This is a genomic window from Pseudomonas sp. Marseille-Q7302, assembly GCF_965111925.1.
Map to the genome: position 1 here is coordinate 1,482,284 of NZ_CBCOPK010000001.1, position 18,765 is coordinate 1,501,048.

Genomic DNA, 18,765 nt, shown 5'->3' on the forward strand with positions numbered 1-18,765 from the left:
GGATCAAAATCCCCCGCACATGTTCATCGCCACAGGAGAGAGTGAATGGCACAGCAGATGAGTGGTCGCCAACCCCGTTACAAGCGTATTCTGCTGAAGCTCAGTGGCGAAGCCCTGATGGGAAGTGAAGACTTCGGGATCGATCCGAAGGTGCTGGATCGCATGTCGCTGGAAATCGGCCAGCTGGTGGGCATTGGTGTCCAGGTCGGTCTGGTGATCGGCGGTGGCAACCTGTTCCGCGGTGCGGCGCTGTCCGCCGTGGGCATGGACCGGGTGACCGGCGACCACATGGGCATGCTGGCTACCGTGATGAACGCCCTGGCCATGCGCGACGCCCTAGAGCGCTCCAACATTCCCGCCACGGTGATGTCCGCCATTTCCATGGTCGGCGTGACTGACCAGTACGATCGCCGCAAGGCATTGCGTCAGTTGAAGGGTGGCGAAGTGGTCATCTTCTCCGCCGGTACCGGCAATCCGTTCTTCACCACCGATTCCGCCGCCTGCCTGCGTGCGATCGAGGTGGAGGCCGATCTGGTGCTCAAGGCCACCAAGGTGGATGGTGTATACACGGCTGATCCCTTCAAGGATCCCAATGCCGAAAAATTCGAGCGCCTGACCTACGACGAGGTGCTCGACCGCAAGCTGGGCGTCATGGATCTCACGGCTATCTGTCTCTGCCGTGATCACAACATGCCTCTGCGGGTTTTCAACATGAACAAGCCCGGCGCCCTGCTCAACATCGTGGTGGGTGGTGGCGAGGGTACCCTGATCGAGGAGGGAGCAGCATGATTGACGAGATCAAGAAGGATGCGCAGGCGCGCATGACCAAGACCCTGGAAGCCCTGGGCCACGCCTTTGCCAAGATCCGTACCGGACGCGCTCACCCGAGCATCCTGGACAGCGTCATGGTGTCTTACTACGGCAGCGATACCCCACTGCGTCAGGTGGCCAACGTCAACGTCGAGGATTCGCGGACCCTGGCCTTGAATGTGTTCGACAAGAGCATGATCCAGGCCGTGGAAAAAGCCATCATGACCTCGGACCTGGGCCTCAATCCGGCCACTGCGGGCACCACCATTCGCGTGCCGATGCCGGCGCTGACCGAAGAGACGCGGAAGGGCTTCACCAAGCAGGCGCGTGCCGAAGCCGAGCAGGCACGGGTCTCCGTGCGCAACATCCGTCGCGATGCCCTGGCTCAGCTCAAGGACCTGCTCAAGGAAAAAGAAATCAGTGAAGACGAGGATCGTCGTGCTCAGGATGACGTCCAGAAGCTGACTGATAAATTCGTCGCCGAGGTGGACAAGGCTCTGGAGGCCAAGGAAGCCGACTTGATGGCTGTTTGACAACGGTTGGGATGTAGCATGGGCATGAGCAAGCCAGGCAAGGTGGTGCCACGTCACGTGGCGATCATCATGGATGGGAACAATCGCTGGGCGCGCCGTCGGTTGCTGCCGGGTGTCGCCGGTCACAAAGCCGGAGTGGACGCTGTTCGGGCGGTGATCGAGGTCTGCGGCGATGCGGGCGTCGAGGTGCTGACGCTGTTCGCCTTTTCCAGCGAGAACTGGCGGCGTCCGGCCGACGAGGTTGGCGCCCTGATGGAGCTTTTCCTTTCCGCCTTGCGGCGGGAAGCCAAGAAGCTGCACCAGAACGGCATTCGGCTGCGCATCGTTGGCGATCGCTCGCTGTTCCATCCGGAACTGCAGGCTGCCATGGCGGAAGTCGAGGCGCTCACCGCCCACCACACCCGATTCGTGCTGCAGATCGCGGCCAATTATGGCGGGCAATGGGATATCACCCAGGCTGCCCAGCAACTGGCGCTGCAGGTTCAGCAGGGCACTCTACAGCCCGCGGCCATCACGCCGGAACTGTTGCAGGGTTGCCTGGCGACCGCCGATCTGCCTTTGCCCGACCTCTGCATCCGTACTGGCGGAGAACGGCGGGTGAGCAACTTCCTGCTCTGGCAGATCGCCTATGCCGAGCTGTATTTCTCCGACCTGTTCTGGCCGGACTTCAAGCACGAGGCCATGCACGCCGCCCTGGCCGACTTTGCCACCCGCCAGCGGCGGTTCGGCAGGACCTGCGAACAGGTGGAAGCGGAGCTACGCGCCTAATGCTGAAGCAGCGAGTTATCACGGCGATGGTGCTCCTGCCCATCGCGCTGGCCGGATTCTTCTGGCTGGAAGGAGCGGCCTTCGCTCTGTTCATCGGTGCGGTCGTTGTCTTGGGTGCCTGGGAATGGGCGCGCTTGGCGGGGCTGGAGGCTCAGCCGCTGCGTTGCGCCTATGCCGCCGTGGTCGCCCTGGCCTTGTTGCTTTGCTGGTGGATGCCTGCCGGCGCGCACGGCCTGCTGTTCATCAGTCTCGCCTGGTGGCTGTACGCGACCGTGTTGGTACTGACCTATCCCGATAGCGCTCGGGCCTGGCAGGCTTCCTGGCGACGTCTGCTGATCGGGCTGGTGGTGCTGGTGCCGGCCTGGCAGGGGCTGATGCTGCTCAAGGCTGCGCCGGGCGGCAATCTGCTGATTCTCGAAGTGATGATGCTGGTGTGGCTCGCCGACATCTTCGCCTATTTTTCCGGACGGGCCTTTGGCAAGCGCAAGCTGGCGCCAGCCGTAAGTCCGGGCAAGAGCTGGGAAGGGCTCTATGGTGGCCTGGCCGCCGCGCTGGTGGCCACTCTGGTGCTGGGCTTGGTCCGCGGCTGGGGTTTTGGTGACCTGCTGCAGGCGCTCCTTGGCGCCGCCTGCGTGGTGCTAATCTCCGTGGTGGGCGACCTCACCGAAAGCATGTTCAAGCGTCAGGCCGGACTCAAGGACAGTAGTCAGCTGCTGCCAGGGCACGGCGGCGTGCTGGATCGTATCGACAGCCTTACCGCCGCCGTCCCGCTGTTCGCCTTGCTGCTCTGGTGGGCTGGCTGGGGTGTCCAGTGAACGTCCAGCGGCTCTGCGTCCTGGGTGCCACGGGATCCATCGGCGCCAGCACCCTGGATGTCGTGGCGCAGCATCCTGACCGTTATCAGATCCTTGCCCTCAGCGGCCATCGCCGTCTGAACGAGCTGGCCGAGCTCTGCCGTCGCTTCCAGCCGGTCTACGCCGCCGTGCCGGACCAGGCCTCCGCCGACCGGCTGGCCGGTCTGCTGCAGGGCGCCCAGGCGCTCCCTGAGATCTTGGTAGGGGAGGCGGGTCTGGAGTTCATCGCTGCCCATCCCGAGGTCGACACCGTCATGGCGGCGATTGTTGGCGCGGCGGGACTCAAACCGACATTGGCCGCGGTCAAGGCCGGCAAGCGCGTGCTGCTCGCCAACAAGGAAGCCCTGGTCATGAGCGGCGCCCTCTTCATCGAGGCGGTGCAGACCAGCGGCGCGACCCTGTTACCCATCGACAGCGAGCACAATGCGATTTTCCAGTGCCTGGCCGATCCGGCGACGCCGGGGTTGGCCCGCAAGGGCGTGCGCCGAATCTTGCTCACGGCCTCGGGCGGCCCGTTCCGTGAGACACCGGCCGAAGAGTTGATCGGAGTGACACCGGATCAGGCCTGCGCTCATCCCAAGTGGTCGATGGGGCGCAAGATTTCGGTGGATTCGGCCACCCTGATGAACAAGGGGCTGGAGCTGATCGAGGCCTGCTGGCTGTTCGAGGCGACGCCGGAGCAGGTCGAGGTGGTCATCCATCCCCAGAGCGTCATCCACTCTCTGGTGGACTATGTAGACGGTTCGGTGCTGGCTCAGCTCGGCAACCCCGACATGCGCACTCCCATCGCCCATGCCCTGGCATGGCCGGAGCGTATCGGCTCCGGGGTGGCGCCCCTGAACCTGTTCGACATCAGCCGGCTCGAATTCGAGCGGCCCGATGAAGCGCGCTTTCCGTGTCTGCGCTTGGCGCGCGAAGCCGCTCAGGCGGGCGGTTGCATGCCGGCGACGCTCAATGCCGCCAACGAGGTCGCCGTCGAGGCCTTTCTCGCGGGTCAACTGGGTTTTACCGAGATCCCGCAACTGATCGAGTCCGTGCTCAAGGGTGTCGAGCCCTGTCCGGCCGCCGATCTGGAAGCGGTCTTCGCGGCCGACAATACCGCTCGGCAGCTGGCCCGGGAGTGGTTGTCAAGGCGCTGATCCTGCGCCTCGACACCTGGCCTGCGAGTCCGCAGAATCTGCACACTGAGGTAGCGGAGGCAGCCAATGTCCATCCTTTATACGATACTGGGAACCCTGATCGCCCTGGGCGTCTTGGTGACCATTCACGAGTATGGCCATTTCTGGACCGCGCGCCGGTGCGGCGTCAAGGTCCTGCGCTTTTCCGTAGGCTTCGGCAAGCCACTGCTGCGCTGGCACGACCGGTACGGTACCGAATTCGTGGTGGCGGCCATCCCCCTGGGTGGCTACGTGAAGATGCTGGACGAGCGCGAAGCACCCGTCCCGCCCGAAGAGCAGCATGCCGCCTTCAACCGCAAGACGGTGCGCCAGCGCATCGCCATCGTGGCCGCCGGTCCGATCGCCAATTTCCTGCTCGCCATCCTGTTCTTCTGGTTGCTGGCCATGCTGGGCTCCCAGCAACCGCGTCCGGTCGTGGGGGCGATAGCAGCCGATACACCGGCTGCGACTGCCGGCATCCCGGTCGGGGCGGAGCTGACCGCGATCGATGACGCTGCCGTGGACAGCTGGTCCGCCGTCAACCTGCGTCTGGTCGATCGTCTGGGTGAAAGCGGTCCGCTGCGCATCCGCTATACGGTTCCAGGGACCACCGTGGAGCAGAATAGCATCATCGAACTCCACTCCTGGCTACGCGGTGCGGAAGATCCCGATCCGATTCAGGCATTGGGCCTGAAACCCTGGCGGCCAGAAATCCCCGCTGTCTTCGCCGAGCTGGATCCGGCGGGTCCTGCCCAGGCCGCTGGCCTGCAGACCGGCGACCGCCTGATCGCGTTGAACGAGACGGCCATCAAGGACTGGCAGCAGGCGGTGGACTGGGTGCGAGCCCATCCCAATCAGCAGGTCAAGGTGACTTACGAACGCCAGGGTCAGCAGCAGGACGTTTCCCTTCGCCTTGGAGCGCGCCATGTCGATGCTACCGAGTCCGGCTATCTGGGCGCCGGTGTGGCGCCGGTCAAATGGCCAGCGGACATGGTTCGCGAAATTAGCTATGGACCGGTGGCCGCCGTGGGTGAAGGCATCGGCCGAACCTGGCAGATGAGCGTGCTCACGCTGGTTTCTCTGAAGAAGATGCTCTTGGGAGAGCTCTCGGTAAAAAACTTGAGCGGGCCGATAACCATTGCTAAAGTGGCGGGCGCTTCGGCTCAGTCAGGCCTGGGGGATTTCCTCAATTTTCTGGCGTACCTGAGCATAAGCCTGGGGGTTCTGAATCTGTTGCCTATCCCTGTGCTCGACGGTGGTCACCTGGTGTTCTACTTCGTCGAGTGGATTCGCGGGCGGCCCTTGTCCGAGCGTGTGCAGACATGGGGCATGCAGATCGGTATTAGCCTCGTCGTGGGTGTGATGCTGCTGGCCTTGGTCAATGACCTCGGTCGCCTCTGACACTCTGCTGATTGCCGAATCTGCCGCCCAGTGCGGCAGATTCTTTATTTGCCAGTTGGAATAAAAGGGACTCATGAAACGCCTGCTGCTACCTGCGGTAATAGCCGCGCTGATGATCGGCGAGGTACACGCCGAGTCCTTCACCATCTCCGATATCCGCGTCAACGGATTGCAACGTGTATCGTCCGGCAGCGTCTTTGGCGCCTTGCCGCTGAACGTGGGCGAGGCCGTTGACGACAACAAATTGGCCGAGGCTTCCCGTTCCCTCTTCCGTACCGGATTCTTCCAGGACATCCAGCTGGGTCGTGACGGTAACGTCCTGGTCGTGAACCTGGTCGAGCGTCCTTCCATTTCCAGTATCACCCTGGAAGGCAACAAGGCGATCTCCAGCGACGACCTGATGAAGGGTCTCAAGCAGGCTGGTCTCGCCGAGGGTGAGATTTTCCAGCGTGCGACGCTGGAAGGGGTGCGCAATGAACTGCTGCGCCAGTACGTCGCCCAGGGCCGTTATTCCGCCAGCATCGATGCTGAAGTGGTACCCCAGCCTCGCAATCGCGTGCAACTGAAGATCACCATCAACGAGGGCGAGGTCGCGACCATCTCCCACGTCAACGTGGTGGGCAACACGGTCTTTGCCGAAGACGACCTCACCTCGCTGTTCGAGCTCAAGCCGAGCAACTGGTTGTCCTTCTTCCGTAACGATGACAAATACTCCCGGGAAAAGTTGGCGGGTGACCTCGAGCGTCTGCGTTCCTATTACTTGGACCGCGGCTACATCAACATGGACATCACCTCGACCCAGGTGTCCATCACGCCCGACAAGAAGCACGTCTACATCACGGTCAACGTCAACGAAGGGCAGAAGTACACCGTTCGTGAAGTCAAGCTGTCCGGCGACCTCAAGGTGCCGGAGGAAGAGCTGCGCAAACTGATGCTGGTCCAGCCGGGCCAGGTTTTCTCGCGCAAGGTCATGACCAGCACCTCGGACCTGATCACCCGCCGCCTGGGCAACGAGGGCTACACCTTCGCCAACGTCAACGGCTTGCCCGAGCCCCATGACGACGACCACAGCGTGTCCCTGACCTATGTGGTCGATCCGGGCAAGCGTGCCTACGTCAATCGCATCAACTTCCGCGGCAACACCAAGACCGAGGACGAGGTGCTGCGTCGCGAGATGCGCCAGATGGAAGGCGGTTGGGCTTCCACCTATCTCATCGACCAGTCCAAGACCCGCCTCGAGCGCCTGGGGTACTTCAAGGAAGTCAAGGTCGAGACGCCCCAGGTACCAGGCACTGATGACATGGTCGACGTCAACTATAACGTCGAGGAGCAGCCGTCAGGCTCCATCACCGCCAGCATCGGCTTCGCCCAGAGCGCCGGTCTGATCCTCGGTGGATCCATCAGCCAGAACAACTTCCTGGGTACCGGCAACCAGGTCAGCATCGGTCTAACCCGTTCCCAGTACCAGAGTCGCTACAACTTCAGCTTCACCGACCCGTACTTCACCCCGGACGGCGTGAGCCTGGGTTACAACATCTTCTATCGCAGCACCGACTACAGCAAACTGTACGACAGTGACGTCTCTTACTACTCGATCAACAGCCTGGGTAGCGGTGTCACCCTGGGCTATCCGATCAGCGAGACCTCGCGCCTGACCTATGGTCTGAGCGTGCAGAAAGACGAGATCAATCCCGGTACCTACAGTGCCGACGAGATCTACGATTTCGTCCAGCGCGAAGGGGATAACTTCACCAACTTCAAGGCCAGCATCGGCTGGTCGAGCTCGACGCTGAACCGCGGCGTCCTGCCGACCCGGGGTGCCTCCCAAAGCCTGACCGGTCAGATCACCATTCCAGGCAGCGACCTGAGCTTCTACAAGCTCGACTACCGGGGCCAGTTGTTCACGCCGCTGACCGACAACACCGCGCTACGCTTCCATACCGAGCTGGGTTACGGCGACGGCTATGGCAGCACCGACGGCCTGCCGTTCTACGAAAACTACTATGCTGGGGGTTTCAACTCGGTTAGAGGCTTCGAGGACAGCAGCTTGGGTCCACGGACAACGCCGCCTCAGTTGCAGGATCAAAATGATCCTACATCTACCAAATATAAAGCTCAGGGCCAGGGTTATCGTGATCGGGAGAACGACGAGGCCTTTGGTGGCAACGTCCTCATCACCGGTGGTATGGAATACCTGTTCCCCTTGCCCTTCGTGAAGGATCAGAAGAGCCTGCGGACCGTGCTGTTCTGGGACGTGGGTAATGTGTTCAGCACCAAATGCTACCTGGGCTCGACGAAGAACTGCGGCGATGTCAGCTTCTCCAACATGGCTAGCTCCGTCGGTGTCGGTGTGACCTGGGTTACCGCTCTGGGTCCGCTCAGCTTCAGCCTCGGCGTGCCAGTCAAGAAGCCGACCAACTCCGACCCGCAGGTCTTCCAGTTCTCGCTGGGTCAGACGTTCTGACCCAGGCTACACCTTTGCGCTTTACGCAGGAGTCAACTGTGCACAAGTACACCCGTTACGCTCTGTTCGCTGCCGTTCTCGTTGCCGCTCCGGTTTTCGCCGATACCAAGATCGCCGTGCTGAACTACCAGATGGCCCTGCTGGAGTCGGACGCCGCCAAGAAGTACGCGGTCGATTCCGAAAAGAAATTCGGTCCCCAGCTGAACAAGCTGAAGAGTCTGGAAGGCTCGGCCAAGGATATCCAGGACAAGCTCAACAAGGGCGGTGACAAGATGGCCCAGGCCGAGCGCACCCGTCTGGAAAATGATTTCCGTCAGAAAGCCCGGGATTTCCAGTTCCAGTCCAAGGAACTCAACGATGCCAAGGCCGCGTCCGACCGTGACATGCTCAAGCTGCTCAAGCCGCGCCTGGACAAGGCCGTGGAAGAGGTGCTGAAGAAGGGTGATTACGATCTGGTGCTCGAGCGCGGTGCCGTGGTGGACGTGAAGCCGCAGTACGACATCACGCGCCAGGTCATCGAGCGCATGAACGCGGGTCGTTAATGAGCCATACGACCTTTACGCTGGGCGAGCTGGCGCAATGGCTGGAAAGCCGCCAGTTGACCGTGGAATTACGCGGTTCGCCCGAGCGCCTGGTAACCGGCCTGGCTACCCTGCCAGAGGCCGCTGCTGACCAGCTGAGTTTTCTTGCCAATCCGCAGTATCGCCGCTATCTGGCCGACACCCAGGCTGGGGCGGTGCTGCTCACGGAAAAGGACGCCGACGGCTATGCTGGCGATGCCCTTATTCTGGCCAATCCCTATCTGGCCTATGCACGGCTGTCCCATCTGTTCGACCGCAAGCCACGTAGCGCGGCCGGCATCCATCCCACGGCGCTCGTCGCCGCGGATGCCCAGGTCGATCCGACGGCGGCCATTGGCCCCTATGTGGTGATCGAGGCACAGGCGCACATCGGTGCTGGCGTGAGTCTGGGAGCTCACTGCGTAGTGGGTGCGCGCAGCGTCATTGGTGCAGACAGCTGGCTGGCGCCACGGGTCACGCTCTATCACGACGTGATCATCGGCGAACGGGCAGTGGTGCAATCCGGCGCCGTGATCGGCGCGGAAGGCTTCGGCTTCGCCAGCGAGCGCGGCCAGTGGCAAAAGATCGCCCAGCTGGGTGGGGTGCTGATCGGCGACGACGTCGAGATCGGGGCCAATACCACCATCGACCGTGGCGCCCTGGCGAACACGATCATCAGCAATGGCGTCAAGCTCGACAACCAGATCATGATCGCGCACAACGTCCAGGTCGGTGAGCACACCGCCATGGCCGCCTGTGTCGGCATCTCTGGCAGTACCAAGATCGGCAAACACTGCACCATCGCCGGCGGCGTGGGCATGGTCGGTCATATCGAGGTGTGCGACAACGTGTTCGTCACCGGTATGACCATGGTGACTCGCTCGATTACCGAGCCCGGTGCCTATTCCTCCGGTACGGCCATGCAGCCGGCCGGTGAGTGGAAGAAAAGCGCCGCGCGGATTCGTCACCTCGACGACATGGCTCGCCGTCTGCAACATCTGGAAAAAATCGTTGCTACCGTGACCTCGCGGGATGACGCTGCTTCTGATGCTTGATTCTGCATCGGATGTTTCCCCTTTCTGAACAGGCCTTCCCCGACCATGATGGACATCAACGAGATCCGTGAATATCTCCCGCATCGCTATCCCTTTCTGTTAGTGGATCGCGTGCTGGAGCTGGATATCGAAGCCAAGCGCATTCGTGCCTACAAGAACGTCAGCATCAATGAGCCGTTCTTTACCGGCCACTTTCCCCAGCACCCGATCATGCCGGGCGTGCTGATCGTCGAGGCCATGGCGCAGGCAGCCGGTGTCCTCGGCTTCAAGATGATGAATTCCTCGCCGGCCGACGGCACCCTGTACTACTTCGTCGGATCGGATAAGCTGCGTTTTCGCCAGCCGGTGACGCCGGGTGATCAGCTGATGCTCGACGCTCGCTTTATCAGCACCAAACGCGGCATCTGGAAATTCGAATGTCGGGCCAGTGTGGACGACAAGCCGGTCTGCTCGGCCGAGATCATCTGCGCGGAACGCAAGCTATGACGTTGATTGACCCCAGGGCTATCGTCGACCCCAAGGCACGGCTCGCTGCCGATGTCCAGGTCGGCCCCTGGTCGATCATCGGGCCAGATGTGGAGGTAGGCGAGGGTACCGTCATCGGGCCTCACGTCATCCTCAAGGGTCCGACCATGATCGGGCGTCACAATCGCATCTTCCAATTCTCGTCCATCGGCGAGGATACGCCTGACCTCAAGTATCAGGGCGAACCGACCCGGTTGCGGATCGGCGATCACAACACCATCCGCGAAGGGGTCACCATCCATCGCGGTACCGTGCAGGATCGGGAAGAGACCACTATTGGCGATCACAATCTGCTGATGGCCTATGTGCACATCGGCCACGACAGCGTGATCGGCAATCACTGCATCCTGGTCAACAACACGGCCCTCGCCGGGCACGTGCATGTCGACGATTGGGCGATTCTCTCCGGCTATACCCTGGTCCATCAATTCTGCCGTATTGGCGCCCACAGCTTTTCCGGCATGGGCACGGCCATCGGCAAGGATGTACCGGCCTATGTCACGGTGTTCGGTAACCCGGCCGAAGCCCGTAGCATGAATTTCGAAGGCATGCGGCGGCGCGGCTTCTCGGCCGAGGCCATCAAGGAATTGCGCCGCGCCTACAAGGTGGTCTATCGCCAGGGGCTGACCGTCGATGACGCCATGCGGGAGCTGGAGCCGGTTGCCCAGCAGTTTCCCGAGGTGGCGGTATTCCGTGACTCCATCCTGAGTGCGACGCGTGGCATCACCCGCTGAGTTCGCCCAGCGCCCGCTGCGTGTGGCGCTGGTGGCAGGGGAGGCGTCGGGCGATCTGCTGGGCGCTGGCCTGATGCAGGCGCTGCGCGAGCAGCATCCGCATATCTCCTTCATGGGCGTCGGTGGTCCGCGGATGGAAGCCGAAGGACTGGTGTCCGAGTTTCCCATGGAGCGCCTGGCGGTCATGGGGCTGGTCGAGGTGCTCGGCCGGCTGCGCGAACTGCTGGGCCGGCGCAAGGCGCTGATCGCCCAGTTGCTCGATGCCCGCCCCGACGTCTTCATCGGTATCGATGCCCCGGATTTCGTCCTCGAGATCGAGGCCCAGCTGCATTGCGCAGGCATTCCAGCGGTGCATTACGTCAGTCCCTCGGTCTGGGCCTGGCGACAGAAGCGGGTGCTGAAGATTCGCGATGGCTGCGACCTGATGCTGACCCTGTTTCCCTTCGAAGCCCGTTTCTACGAAGAGCAGCAGGTGCCGGTGCGTTTCGTCGGGCATCCACTGGCCGACACCATCCCGCTGGATAACGACCGCGCGGCCGCCAGGCAAGCCCTGGGTTTGCCGGAACAGGGGCAGGTCGTGGCTCTGTTGCCCGGCAGTCGCGGTGGCGAAGTAGGGCGCCTCGGTGCGCTGTTCCTCGACGCCGCCGCCCAGTTGCTGGCCGTGAGTCCTGGTGTGCGTTTCGTCTTACCCTGTGCCAACGCCGCACGACGGGCTCAGGTGGAGCAATTGCTGGAAGGGCGACCGCCCTTGCCGCTGCTGCTGACCGATGGACGTTCCCATGAAGTGCTGGCCGCCTGTGATGGCGTGCTGATCGCCTCGGGCACCGCGACCTTGGAGACACTGCTGTTCAAACGGCCCATGGTGGTGGCCTATCGGGTGGCGCCCCTGACCTATCTGATTCTCAAGCAGCTGGTGAAAAGCCCCTACATTTCGTTGCCCAACCTGCTGGCCGGACGCAAGCTGGTGCCTGAGCTGATCCAGCACGAGGCAACGCCGGAGCGGCTGGTGGCTGAACTCCTGCCGCTGCTGGAGCGGCCGCAGCAGCAGACCGACAGCTTCGAAACCATCCATCACAGCCTGCGGCGCGATGCCTCGGTCCAGGCGGCCGGCGCCGTGTTGGATCTCCTGCGGGCGCGCAGCTGATGCAGCTGGGCCTGGATTTCAATCTGGTCGAGGCGCTGGTCGCCGGGGTCGACGAAGTCGGTCGCGGCCCCTTATGTGGTGCTGTGGTGACAGCGGCGGTCATTCTTGATCCAGGCAAGCCCATCCTGGGGCTGAATGACTCCAAGAAGCTGTCGCTGGTCCGCCGTGAAGCCCTGTTCGAGGAGATTCAGGAAAAGGCCCTGGCCTGGTGCGTGGCGCGCGCTGAAGTTGCCGAGATCGATCGCCTGAACATCCTGCACGCCACCATGCTGGCCATGCAGCGAGCGGTGGAGGGCCTTCAGGTCCAGCCGCGTCTGGCGCTGATCGACGGCAATCGCTGCCCCAAACTGGCGGTGCCCAGTGCACCGGTAGTGAAGGGGGATAGCCAGGTCCCGGCAATCGCCGCGGCGTCCATTCTGGCCAAGGTGACCCGCGATCGCGAAATGCAGGTGCTGGATACCCTCTATCCGGGCTATGGCCTGGCCGGACACAAGGGCTATCCCACCGCCGAGCACCTCGACGCGCTCAGGCGCCTGGGCCCCACGCCCATCCATCGGCGCTCCTTCGCACCGGTACGCGAGGCCTGGCTCGCCCTCGAGACCCAGGCCTCGACCCAGATCGTTGCGACCTACTGACGGCCGTCGCGGCGGTCTGACCCCAGGTCGACAATCCAGTACAATCCCGCGCCTCATGCATCAAGGGGTCTCTGCCATGTCCGCATCCTTCGTCCACCTGCGTCTACACACGGAATACTCCCTGGTCGACGGGATCGTGCGAGTGAAGGGGCTGGTCAAGGCCGCTGAAGCCGCCGGGATGCCGGCGGTTGCGGTGACCGACCAGGGTAACCTCTGTTCGCTGGTCAAGTTCTACAAGGCCGCCATGGGCGCCGGGATCAAGCCTATCGCTGGCGCCGACATCTGGATGGCCGGTCGCGACAGCGATGCCCCGCAAAGCCGCCTGACCCTGCTGGTCATGAACGCCAAGGGCTATCGCAACCTTACCGAGCTGCTGTCTCGCGGTTTTCAGGAAGGCCAGCAAGACGGGCAGATCGTCATCCAGCGCGATTGGGTGAAGGAGGCCAGCGAGGGGCTGATCGCCTTGTCCGGTTCCAAGGAGGGCGAGATTGGTATGGCGCTGCTCGAAGGCGATCTGGCCCTGGCCGATCAGCTCTTCGAGGAATGGCAGCAGGTCTTCCAGGATCGCTTCTATCTGGAGATCCAGCGCACCGAAAGAGCGGGTGACGAAGAGCATCTGCATGCGGCGGTGGCCCTGGCCGATCGTTGCGGTGGCGCCCTGGTGGCGACCAACGACGTGCGCTTTCTCAAGGCCGAGGACTTCGAAGCCCACGAGACCCGCGTCTGCATCGGCGAGGGCCGTCCGCTGGACGATCCCCGGCGCGAGCGCAAGTACAGCGACCAGCAGTACCTGAAGTCGGCGGCCGAGATGGCCGAGCTGTTCAGCGACCTGCCCGAGGCGCTGGAAAACACCGTCGAGATCGCCAAGCGCTGCAACATCGAAATCCAGTTGGGCAAGTACTTCCTGCCCAACTTCCCGATTCCCAACGGGATGACCATCAACGACTACCTGCGCCATGTGTCCTTCGAGGGCCTGGAGGAGCGCCTGGCCGTGCTCTGGCCGCGCGAGACCACGCCGAACTACGAGGAAAAGCGCCAGGAGTACGTCGACCGGCTTAACTTCGAGCTCGACATCATTATCCAGATGGGCTTCCCCGGTTACTTCCTCATCGTGATGGACTTCATCAAGTGGGCGAAGAACAACGGCGTACCGGTCGGTCCCGGCCGGGGCTCGGGTGCCGGCTCCCTGGTCGCCTATGTGCTCAAGATCACCGACCTGGATCCGCTGGCCTACGACCTGCTGTTCGAGCGCTTCCTGAACCCCGAGCGGATCTCCATGCCCGACTTCGACGTCGACTTCTGCATGGACGGTCGTGACCGGGTGATCGAATACGTGGCCGACCTGTACGGCCGCGAGGCGGTGAGCCAGATCATCACCTTCGGCACCATGGCGGCCAAGGCGGTGGTGCGCGACGTGGCGCGGGTGCAGGGCAAGTCCTATGGCCTGGCCGATCGCCTGTCGAAGATGATCCCCTTCGAAGTGGGCATGACCCTGCAGAAGGCCTTCGAGCAGGAGGAGCCGCTGCGCGACTTCCTGGCGACCGACGAGGACGCCAAGGAAATCTGGGACATGGCCCTGAAGCTGGAAGGCATTACCCGCGGCACCGGCAAGCACGCCGGGGGCGTGGTGATCGCCCCGACCAAGCTGACCGACTTCTCACCCATCGCCTGCGACGAGGACGGCAACGGCCTGGTGACCCAGTTCGACAAGGACGACGTCGAGCAGGCCGGCCTGGTCAAGTTCGACTTCCTCGGCCTGCGCACCCTGACCATCATCAAGTGGGCGCTGGAGACCATCAACCGCACGGAAGTGGAGGAGGGGCGCGAGCCGCTCAACATCGACTTCATCCCGCTGGACGACAAGCCGACCTACGCCCTGCTGCAGAAGGCCGAGACCACTGCCGTCTTCCAGCTGGAATCCCGCGGCATGAAGGAGCTGATCAAGAAGCTCAAGCCGGACTGTCTGGAAGACCTCATCGCCCTGGTGGCGCTGTTCCGACCCGGTCCGCTGCAGTCGGGCATGGTGGACGACTTCATCAACCGCAAGCACGGTCGCGCCGAGCTGGCCTATCCGCACCCGGACTACCAGTACGATGGCCTGCAGCCGGTGCTGGCGCCGACCTACGGCATCATCCTCTATCAAGAACAGGTGATGCAGATCGCCCAGGTCATGGGCGGCTACACCCTGGGCCAGGCGGACATGCTGCGCCGGGCCATGGGCAAGAAGAAGCCCGAGGAGATGGCCAAGCAGCGCGGCGGCTTCATCGAGGGCTGCGCCAATAACGGCATCGATGGTGAGCTGGCGGGCAACATCTTCGACCTGGTAGAGAAATTCGCCGGTTATGGCTTCAACAAGTCCCACTCGGCCGCCTATGGTCTGGTCTCCTACCAGACCGCCTGGCTGAAGACCCACTATCCGGCACCCTTCATGGCCGCGGTGCTGTCGGCGGACATGCACAACACCGACAAGGTGGTGATCCTCATCGAGGAATGCCGCCACATGAAGCTGCGCATCGACACGCCGGACGTGAACATCTCCGAGTTCAAGTTCACCGTGAATGAGGGCGGGCGCATCGTCTACGGCCTGGGCGCCATCAAGGGCGTGGGCGAGGGGCCGGTGGAGGCCATCGTCGAGGCACGTGCCGAAGGACCCTTCAAGGACCTGTTCGATTTCTGCGCGCGGGTGGACCTCAAGCGCATCAACAAGCGCACCCTGGAAGCTCTGATCCGCTCTGGCGCCCTGGATCGCCTGGGGCCGCACTACCATGACGAGATCAAGGCCTATCAGGCGACCATCGACCAGAACCGCGCCGTGCTGCTGGCGGCCATGGAAGAGGCCATCGCCTCGGCCGAGCAGACCGCCCGTAGTCACAACAGTGGTCATGTCGACCTCTTCGGTGGCGTCTTCGCCGAACCCGAGGCCGATGTCTATGCCAATCACCGGCGCGCCCGGGAGCTCAATCTCAAGGAGCGCCTGCGCGGAGAAAAGGAAACCCTGGGGCTGTACCTGACCGGCCACCCCATCGAGGAATACGAAGGCGAGGTGCGCCGGCTGGCGCGTCAGCGCATCGTCGACCTCAAGCCCTCGCGCGAGACCCAGACCGTGGCCGGGCTGATCGTCAACCTGCGGGTGATGAAGAACAAACGTGGTGACAAAATGGGCTTCGTCACCCTGGACGACCGTTCCGGGCGCATCGAGGCCTCGCTGTTCGCCGAGGCTTTCAACGCGGCCCAGGCGCTCTTGCAGACCGACGCCCTGGTGATCGTCGAGGGCGAGGTCAGCCAGGACGACTTCTCCGGCGGCCTGCGGCTGCGCGCCAAGCGGGTGCTGGGCCTGGAGGAGGCCCGTACCGCCCTGGCCGAAAGCCTGAGGATCGCCGTGCGCAGCGAGTCCCTGGCCGGTGATCGGCTGCGTTGGCTGGGTGAACTCTGCGGTCGTCACCGTGGCGCCTGTCCGGTCACCATCGACTACCAGGGCCCCACCGCGCGGGCCTTGCTGCAGTTCGGCGAGAATTACCGGATCGACCCGGCTGACGGCCTGATTCAAACCCTGCGTGACCAGTTCGGCAGGGAGAACGTCTTTCTCAACTATCGTTAAGCCCGAACGCCTCGTGCGTTCCGTCCCAACCCTCGCCAGCGGCGGGTGCCAGTGACGCGGCAGGAGTCTCGACCTGTCTCGTCCGATCCCTTAAGGTAGGCGCCCCGGCCCCTGGCTCTAGATTGCAATAACGGATGCCCATGAACCCGAACTATCTCGATTTCGAACAGCCCATCGCCGATCTCCAGGCCAAGATCGAAGAACTTCGACTGGTCGGTAACGACAATGCGCTGAACATCAGTGACGAGATCGCCCGGTTGCAGGAGAAGAGCCAGGCGCTCACCAAGAGCATCTTCAGCGACCTGTCGAGTTGGCAGGTGGCCCGTCTGGCGCGTCATCCGCTGCGTCCCTACACCCTGGATTACATCAGCTACCTCTTCAGCGATTTCGAAGAGCTGCATGGCGACCGTCACTTCGCCGACGATCCGGCCATCGTGGGTGGCGTCGCCCGCCTGGAAGACCGTCCGGTAATGATCATCGGCCATCAGAAGGGCCGCGAAGTGCGCGAGAAGGTGCGGCGCAACTTCGGCATGCCGCGTCCGGAAGGCTATCGCAAGGCTTGCCGTCTGATGGAAATGGCCGAGCGTTTCAAGATGCCGATCCTGACCTTCATTGATACCCCCGGTGCCTACCCGGGCATCGATGCCGAAGAGCGTGGCCAGAGCGAGGCCATCGCCTGGAATCTGCGCGTCATGGCGCGTCTGAAGACTCCCATCATCGCCACCGTGATCGGCGAGGGTGGTTCCGGCGGCGCCCTGGCCATTGGCGTCTGCGATCAGCTCAACATGCTCCAGCACTCCACCTACTCGGTGATTTCGCCGGAAGGCTGCGCCTCCATCCTGTGGAAGACCGCCGAGAAGGCCCCCGATGCCGCCGAGGCCATGGGCATCACCGCCGAGCGGCTGAAGAGCCTGAACATCGTCGACCAGGTGATCGACGAGCCCCTGGGCGGTGCCCACCGCGATCCCCAGGCCATGGCCGCCAGCCTGCGCACCGCGCTGCTGGAACAGCTGGACGAACTCAAGGGCTACGATCTGCCGGCGCTGCTGGAGCGTCGTTACGAGCGCCTGATGAGCTACGGCATTTCCTGATCCCGCCTCCATGAGTCTGCTGGATCGGCTGCACGCCCGGCTGGAGCGGCAGCCGCCCACTCGTCACTGGCGGGTGGGTTTCTCTGGCGGACTCGACTCCACCGTCCTGCTGCACCTGTTCGCGCGCCTGCGCGAGCGTGGCCTGCTCGTCGAGCTGCAGGCGATACACGTGCACCATGGCCTGCAAGCCGTTGCGGATACCTGGGTCAGTCATTGCGCCCAGGTCTGTCAGGCATTGGCGGTTCCCCTCGATATCTTGCACGTGCGCACCGATCAGGCAGCCAGTCTCGAACGTGCCGCACGCGAGGCGCGCTATGCCGCCTTCGCACGGGTCCTGCCCGCGGAGGGCTGCCTGGTGCTCGGCCAGCACCGCGACGATCAGTTGGAGACGCTGCTGCATCGCCTGGTGCGTGGCACGGGTGTGAAGGGGCTGGCCGGCATGCCGGATGCGCGGCCGCTGGCTGCCGGTCGTCTCTGGCGCCCCTTGCTGGACGAGCCACGGGCCGCGCTGCTGGCCTATGCCCGGAACGAAAAGCTGGACTGGATCGAGGATCCCAGCAACGCCGACATCCAGCTGGATCGCAATTATCTGAGACACGAGGTGCTGCCCCGGCTGCGCACTCGCTGGCCAGGTGTCGACCAGGTCATGGCGCGCAGCGCTCGGCATCTGGCCGAGGCCGATGAGCTGCTGGGCGAGCTGGCCAGCCTGGATCTGCTGCGGGCTTGGCGAGGGGAGCAGCCCTTTGCCTGGGTGCCGCTGCCAAGCCTGGCTCTGGCGCCCCTGCAGACCCTGAGCGAGGCACGCCAGCGCAATGCCCTGCGCGCCTGGCTGGAACGTCTGACGCGCCAGCCTGACAGCGCCCATTGGGCCGGCTGGCAGGCGCTGCGCGAGGGGGGTGAGGCCAGCGATCCCTGCTGGCGCCTGGAAGGCGGCAGCGTGCGCCGTGGCGCTGGGCGGATCTGGTGGGTGCCGGATGCCTGGCAGGCCGAGCCGCTACCTGCGGCCTTAAACGGACAGGAAACCACCCTGGAGCTCGGGGGCAATGGCCGGCTGATATTCGTCGGTCGGCCTGCCGAATCCGGCTGGCGGATCGGCTATCGGCAGGGGGGCGAGCGGCTGCGGATCCCTGGTCGGGGCGCCCGTGATCTCAAGCGATTGCTCAATGAGCAGGCGGTGCCGCCGTTCCTGCGCGGCCGTTTGCCGCTGCTCTGGCGAGGCGACGAACTGCTGGCCGTGGCCAATCTGCATGGCCTGGATGGTCTGCCAGGGGGAGGGCGGCTTGAGTGGCAGCCCGCAGACGGCATGGGTGGGTTTGAGCTGGGATGACCTTTAGGCTAGACTACGCTCCCGTCTTATACCGCATTTTCCGCTCGCCCCGAGTGGACGGTGTGCATTGGTCCGGCGCCAGGCCGACCGCTCTCGCTTTCATCGGCGG

The 18,765-nt window shown here is 63.4% G+C and carries 16 protein-coding genes; all 16 read left to right on the top strand.

From position 1 onward, the window contains the following. The first annotated feature begins 45 nt into the window (after positions 1–45). The 16 genes from pyrH to tilS all read left to right on the top strand — a co-directional run bounded on the left by pyrH (position 46) and on the right by tilS (position 18,656). On the top strand, positions 46–789 hold the full coding sequence (gene pyrH / locus ACWPW1_RS06825) for a UMP kinase (protein ID WP_059314045.1): 744 nt from the start codon (positions 46–48) through the stop codon (positions 787–789). After that, entirely contained in the window at positions 786–1,343 is a 558-nt protein-coding gene (gene frr / locus ACWPW1_RS06830) for a ribosome recycling factor (RefSeq protein ID WP_313647852.1), read from the top strand. Before pyrH ends, frr begins: the two co-directional genes overlap by 4 nt. An 18-nt stretch (positions 1,344–1,361) precedes the next feature. After that, positions 1,362–2,111 (top strand): polyprenyl diphosphate synthase, encoded by a 750-nt coding sequence (gene uppS / locus ACWPW1_RS06835; protein WP_167348558.1) that lies wholly within the window; start codon positions 1,362–1,364, stop codon positions 2,109–2,111. Continuing rightward, the gene (locus ACWPW1_RS06840; RefSeq protein ID WP_059314047.1) at positions 2,111–2,926 is read left to right on the top strand and encodes a phosphatidate cytidylyltransferase; all 816 of its coding nucleotides are present in this window, start codon (positions 2,111–2,113) and stop codon (positions 2,924–2,926) included. Before uppS ends, ACWPW1_RS06840 begins: the two co-directional genes overlap by 1 nt. After that, entirely contained in the window at positions 2,923–4,104 is a 1,182-nt protein-coding gene (gene ispC, locus ACWPW1_RS06845) for a 1-deoxy-D-xylulose-5-phosphate reductoisomerase (RefSeq protein ID WP_434776045.1), read from the top strand. The genes ACWPW1_RS06840 and ispC overlap by 4 nt, the downstream gene beginning before the upstream one ends. Positions 4,105–4,170: 66 nt before the next feature. Next, on the top strand, positions 4,171–5,523 hold the full coding sequence (gene rseP / locus ACWPW1_RS06850; RefSeq protein WP_454252621.1) for an RIP metalloprotease RseP: 1,353 nt from the start codon (positions 4,171–4,173) through the stop codon (positions 5,521–5,523). A 73-nt stretch (positions 5,524–5,596) separates the two neighbouring features. Beyond that, positions 5,597–7,987 carry an outer membrane protein assembly factor BamA gene (gene bamA / locus ACWPW1_RS06855; RefSeq protein WP_323148223.1) on the top strand — a complete coding sequence of 797 codons (2,391 nt, stop codon included), beginning with the start codon at positions 5,597–5,599 and terminating at the stop codon, positions 7,985–7,987. Between the two features lie 38 nt (positions 7,988–8,025). Further along, a complete protein-coding gene (locus tag ACWPW1_RS06860) occupies positions 8,026–8,529 on the top strand; it encodes an OmpH family outer membrane protein (protein WP_271654212.1) in 504 nt (167 codons plus the stop codon). Beyond that, positions 8,529–9,602, top strand: a complete 1,074-nt coding sequence (lpxD, locus tag ACWPW1_RS06865; protein ID WP_454252622.1) for a UDP-3-O-(3-hydroxymyristoyl)glucosamine N-acyltransferase — start codon at positions 8,529–8,531, stop codon at positions 9,600–9,602. Before ACWPW1_RS06860 ends, lpxD begins: the two co-directional genes overlap by 1 nt. A gap of 45 nt (positions 9,603–9,647) precedes the next feature. Beyond that, positions 9,648–10,088 carry a 3-hydroxyacyl-ACP dehydratase FabZ gene (gene fabZ / locus ACWPW1_RS06870; RefSeq protein ID WP_059314053.1) on the top strand — a complete coding sequence of 147 codons (441 nt, stop codon included), beginning with the start codon at positions 9,648–9,650 and terminating at the stop codon, positions 10,086–10,088. Continuing rightward, a complete protein-coding gene (lpxA, locus tag ACWPW1_RS06875) occupies positions 10,085–10,861 on the top strand; it encodes an acyl-ACP--UDP-N-acetylglucosamine O-acyltransferase (RefSeq protein ID WP_059314054.1) in 777 nt (258 codons plus the stop codon). The genes fabZ and lpxA overlap by 4 nt, the downstream gene beginning before the upstream one ends. Before the next feature lie 16 nt (positions 10,862–10,877). Beyond that, positions 10,878–12,005: a lipid-A-disaccharide synthase gene (gene lpxB / locus ACWPW1_RS06880; RefSeq protein WP_454253906.1), complete on the top strand. Its 1,128-nt coding sequence runs from the start codon at positions 10,878–10,880 to the stop codon at positions 12,003–12,005. After that, on the top strand, positions 12,005–12,640 hold the full coding sequence (gene rnhB / locus ACWPW1_RS06885; RefSeq protein WP_271654214.1) for a ribonuclease HII: 636 nt from the start codon (positions 12,005–12,007) through the stop codon (positions 12,638–12,640). The genes lpxB and rnhB overlap by 1 nt, the downstream gene beginning before the upstream one ends. A gap of 76 nt (positions 12,641–12,716) precedes the next feature. Continuing rightward, positions 12,717–16,238, top strand: coding sequence for a DNA polymerase III subunit alpha (gene dnaE, locus ACWPW1_RS06890; protein WP_271654215.1), 3,522 nt, complete (start codon positions 12,717–12,719; stop codon positions 16,236–16,238). A 140-nt stretch (positions 16,239–16,378) separates the two neighbouring features. Then, complete coding sequence (locus tag ACWPW1_RS06895) at positions 16,379–17,329, top strand: acetyl-CoA carboxylase carboxyltransferase subunit alpha (protein WP_059314058.1); 951 nt, start codon at positions 16,379–16,381, stop codon at positions 17,327–17,329. Positions 17,330–17,339: 10 nt separating this feature from the next. Further along, positions 17,340–18,656, top strand: coding sequence for a tRNA lysidine(34) synthetase TilS (tilS, locus tag ACWPW1_RS06900; RefSeq protein WP_059314059.1), 1,317 nt, complete (start codon positions 17,340–17,342; stop codon positions 18,654–18,656). The last annotated feature ends 109 nt before the right edge of the window (positions 18,657–18,765 follow it).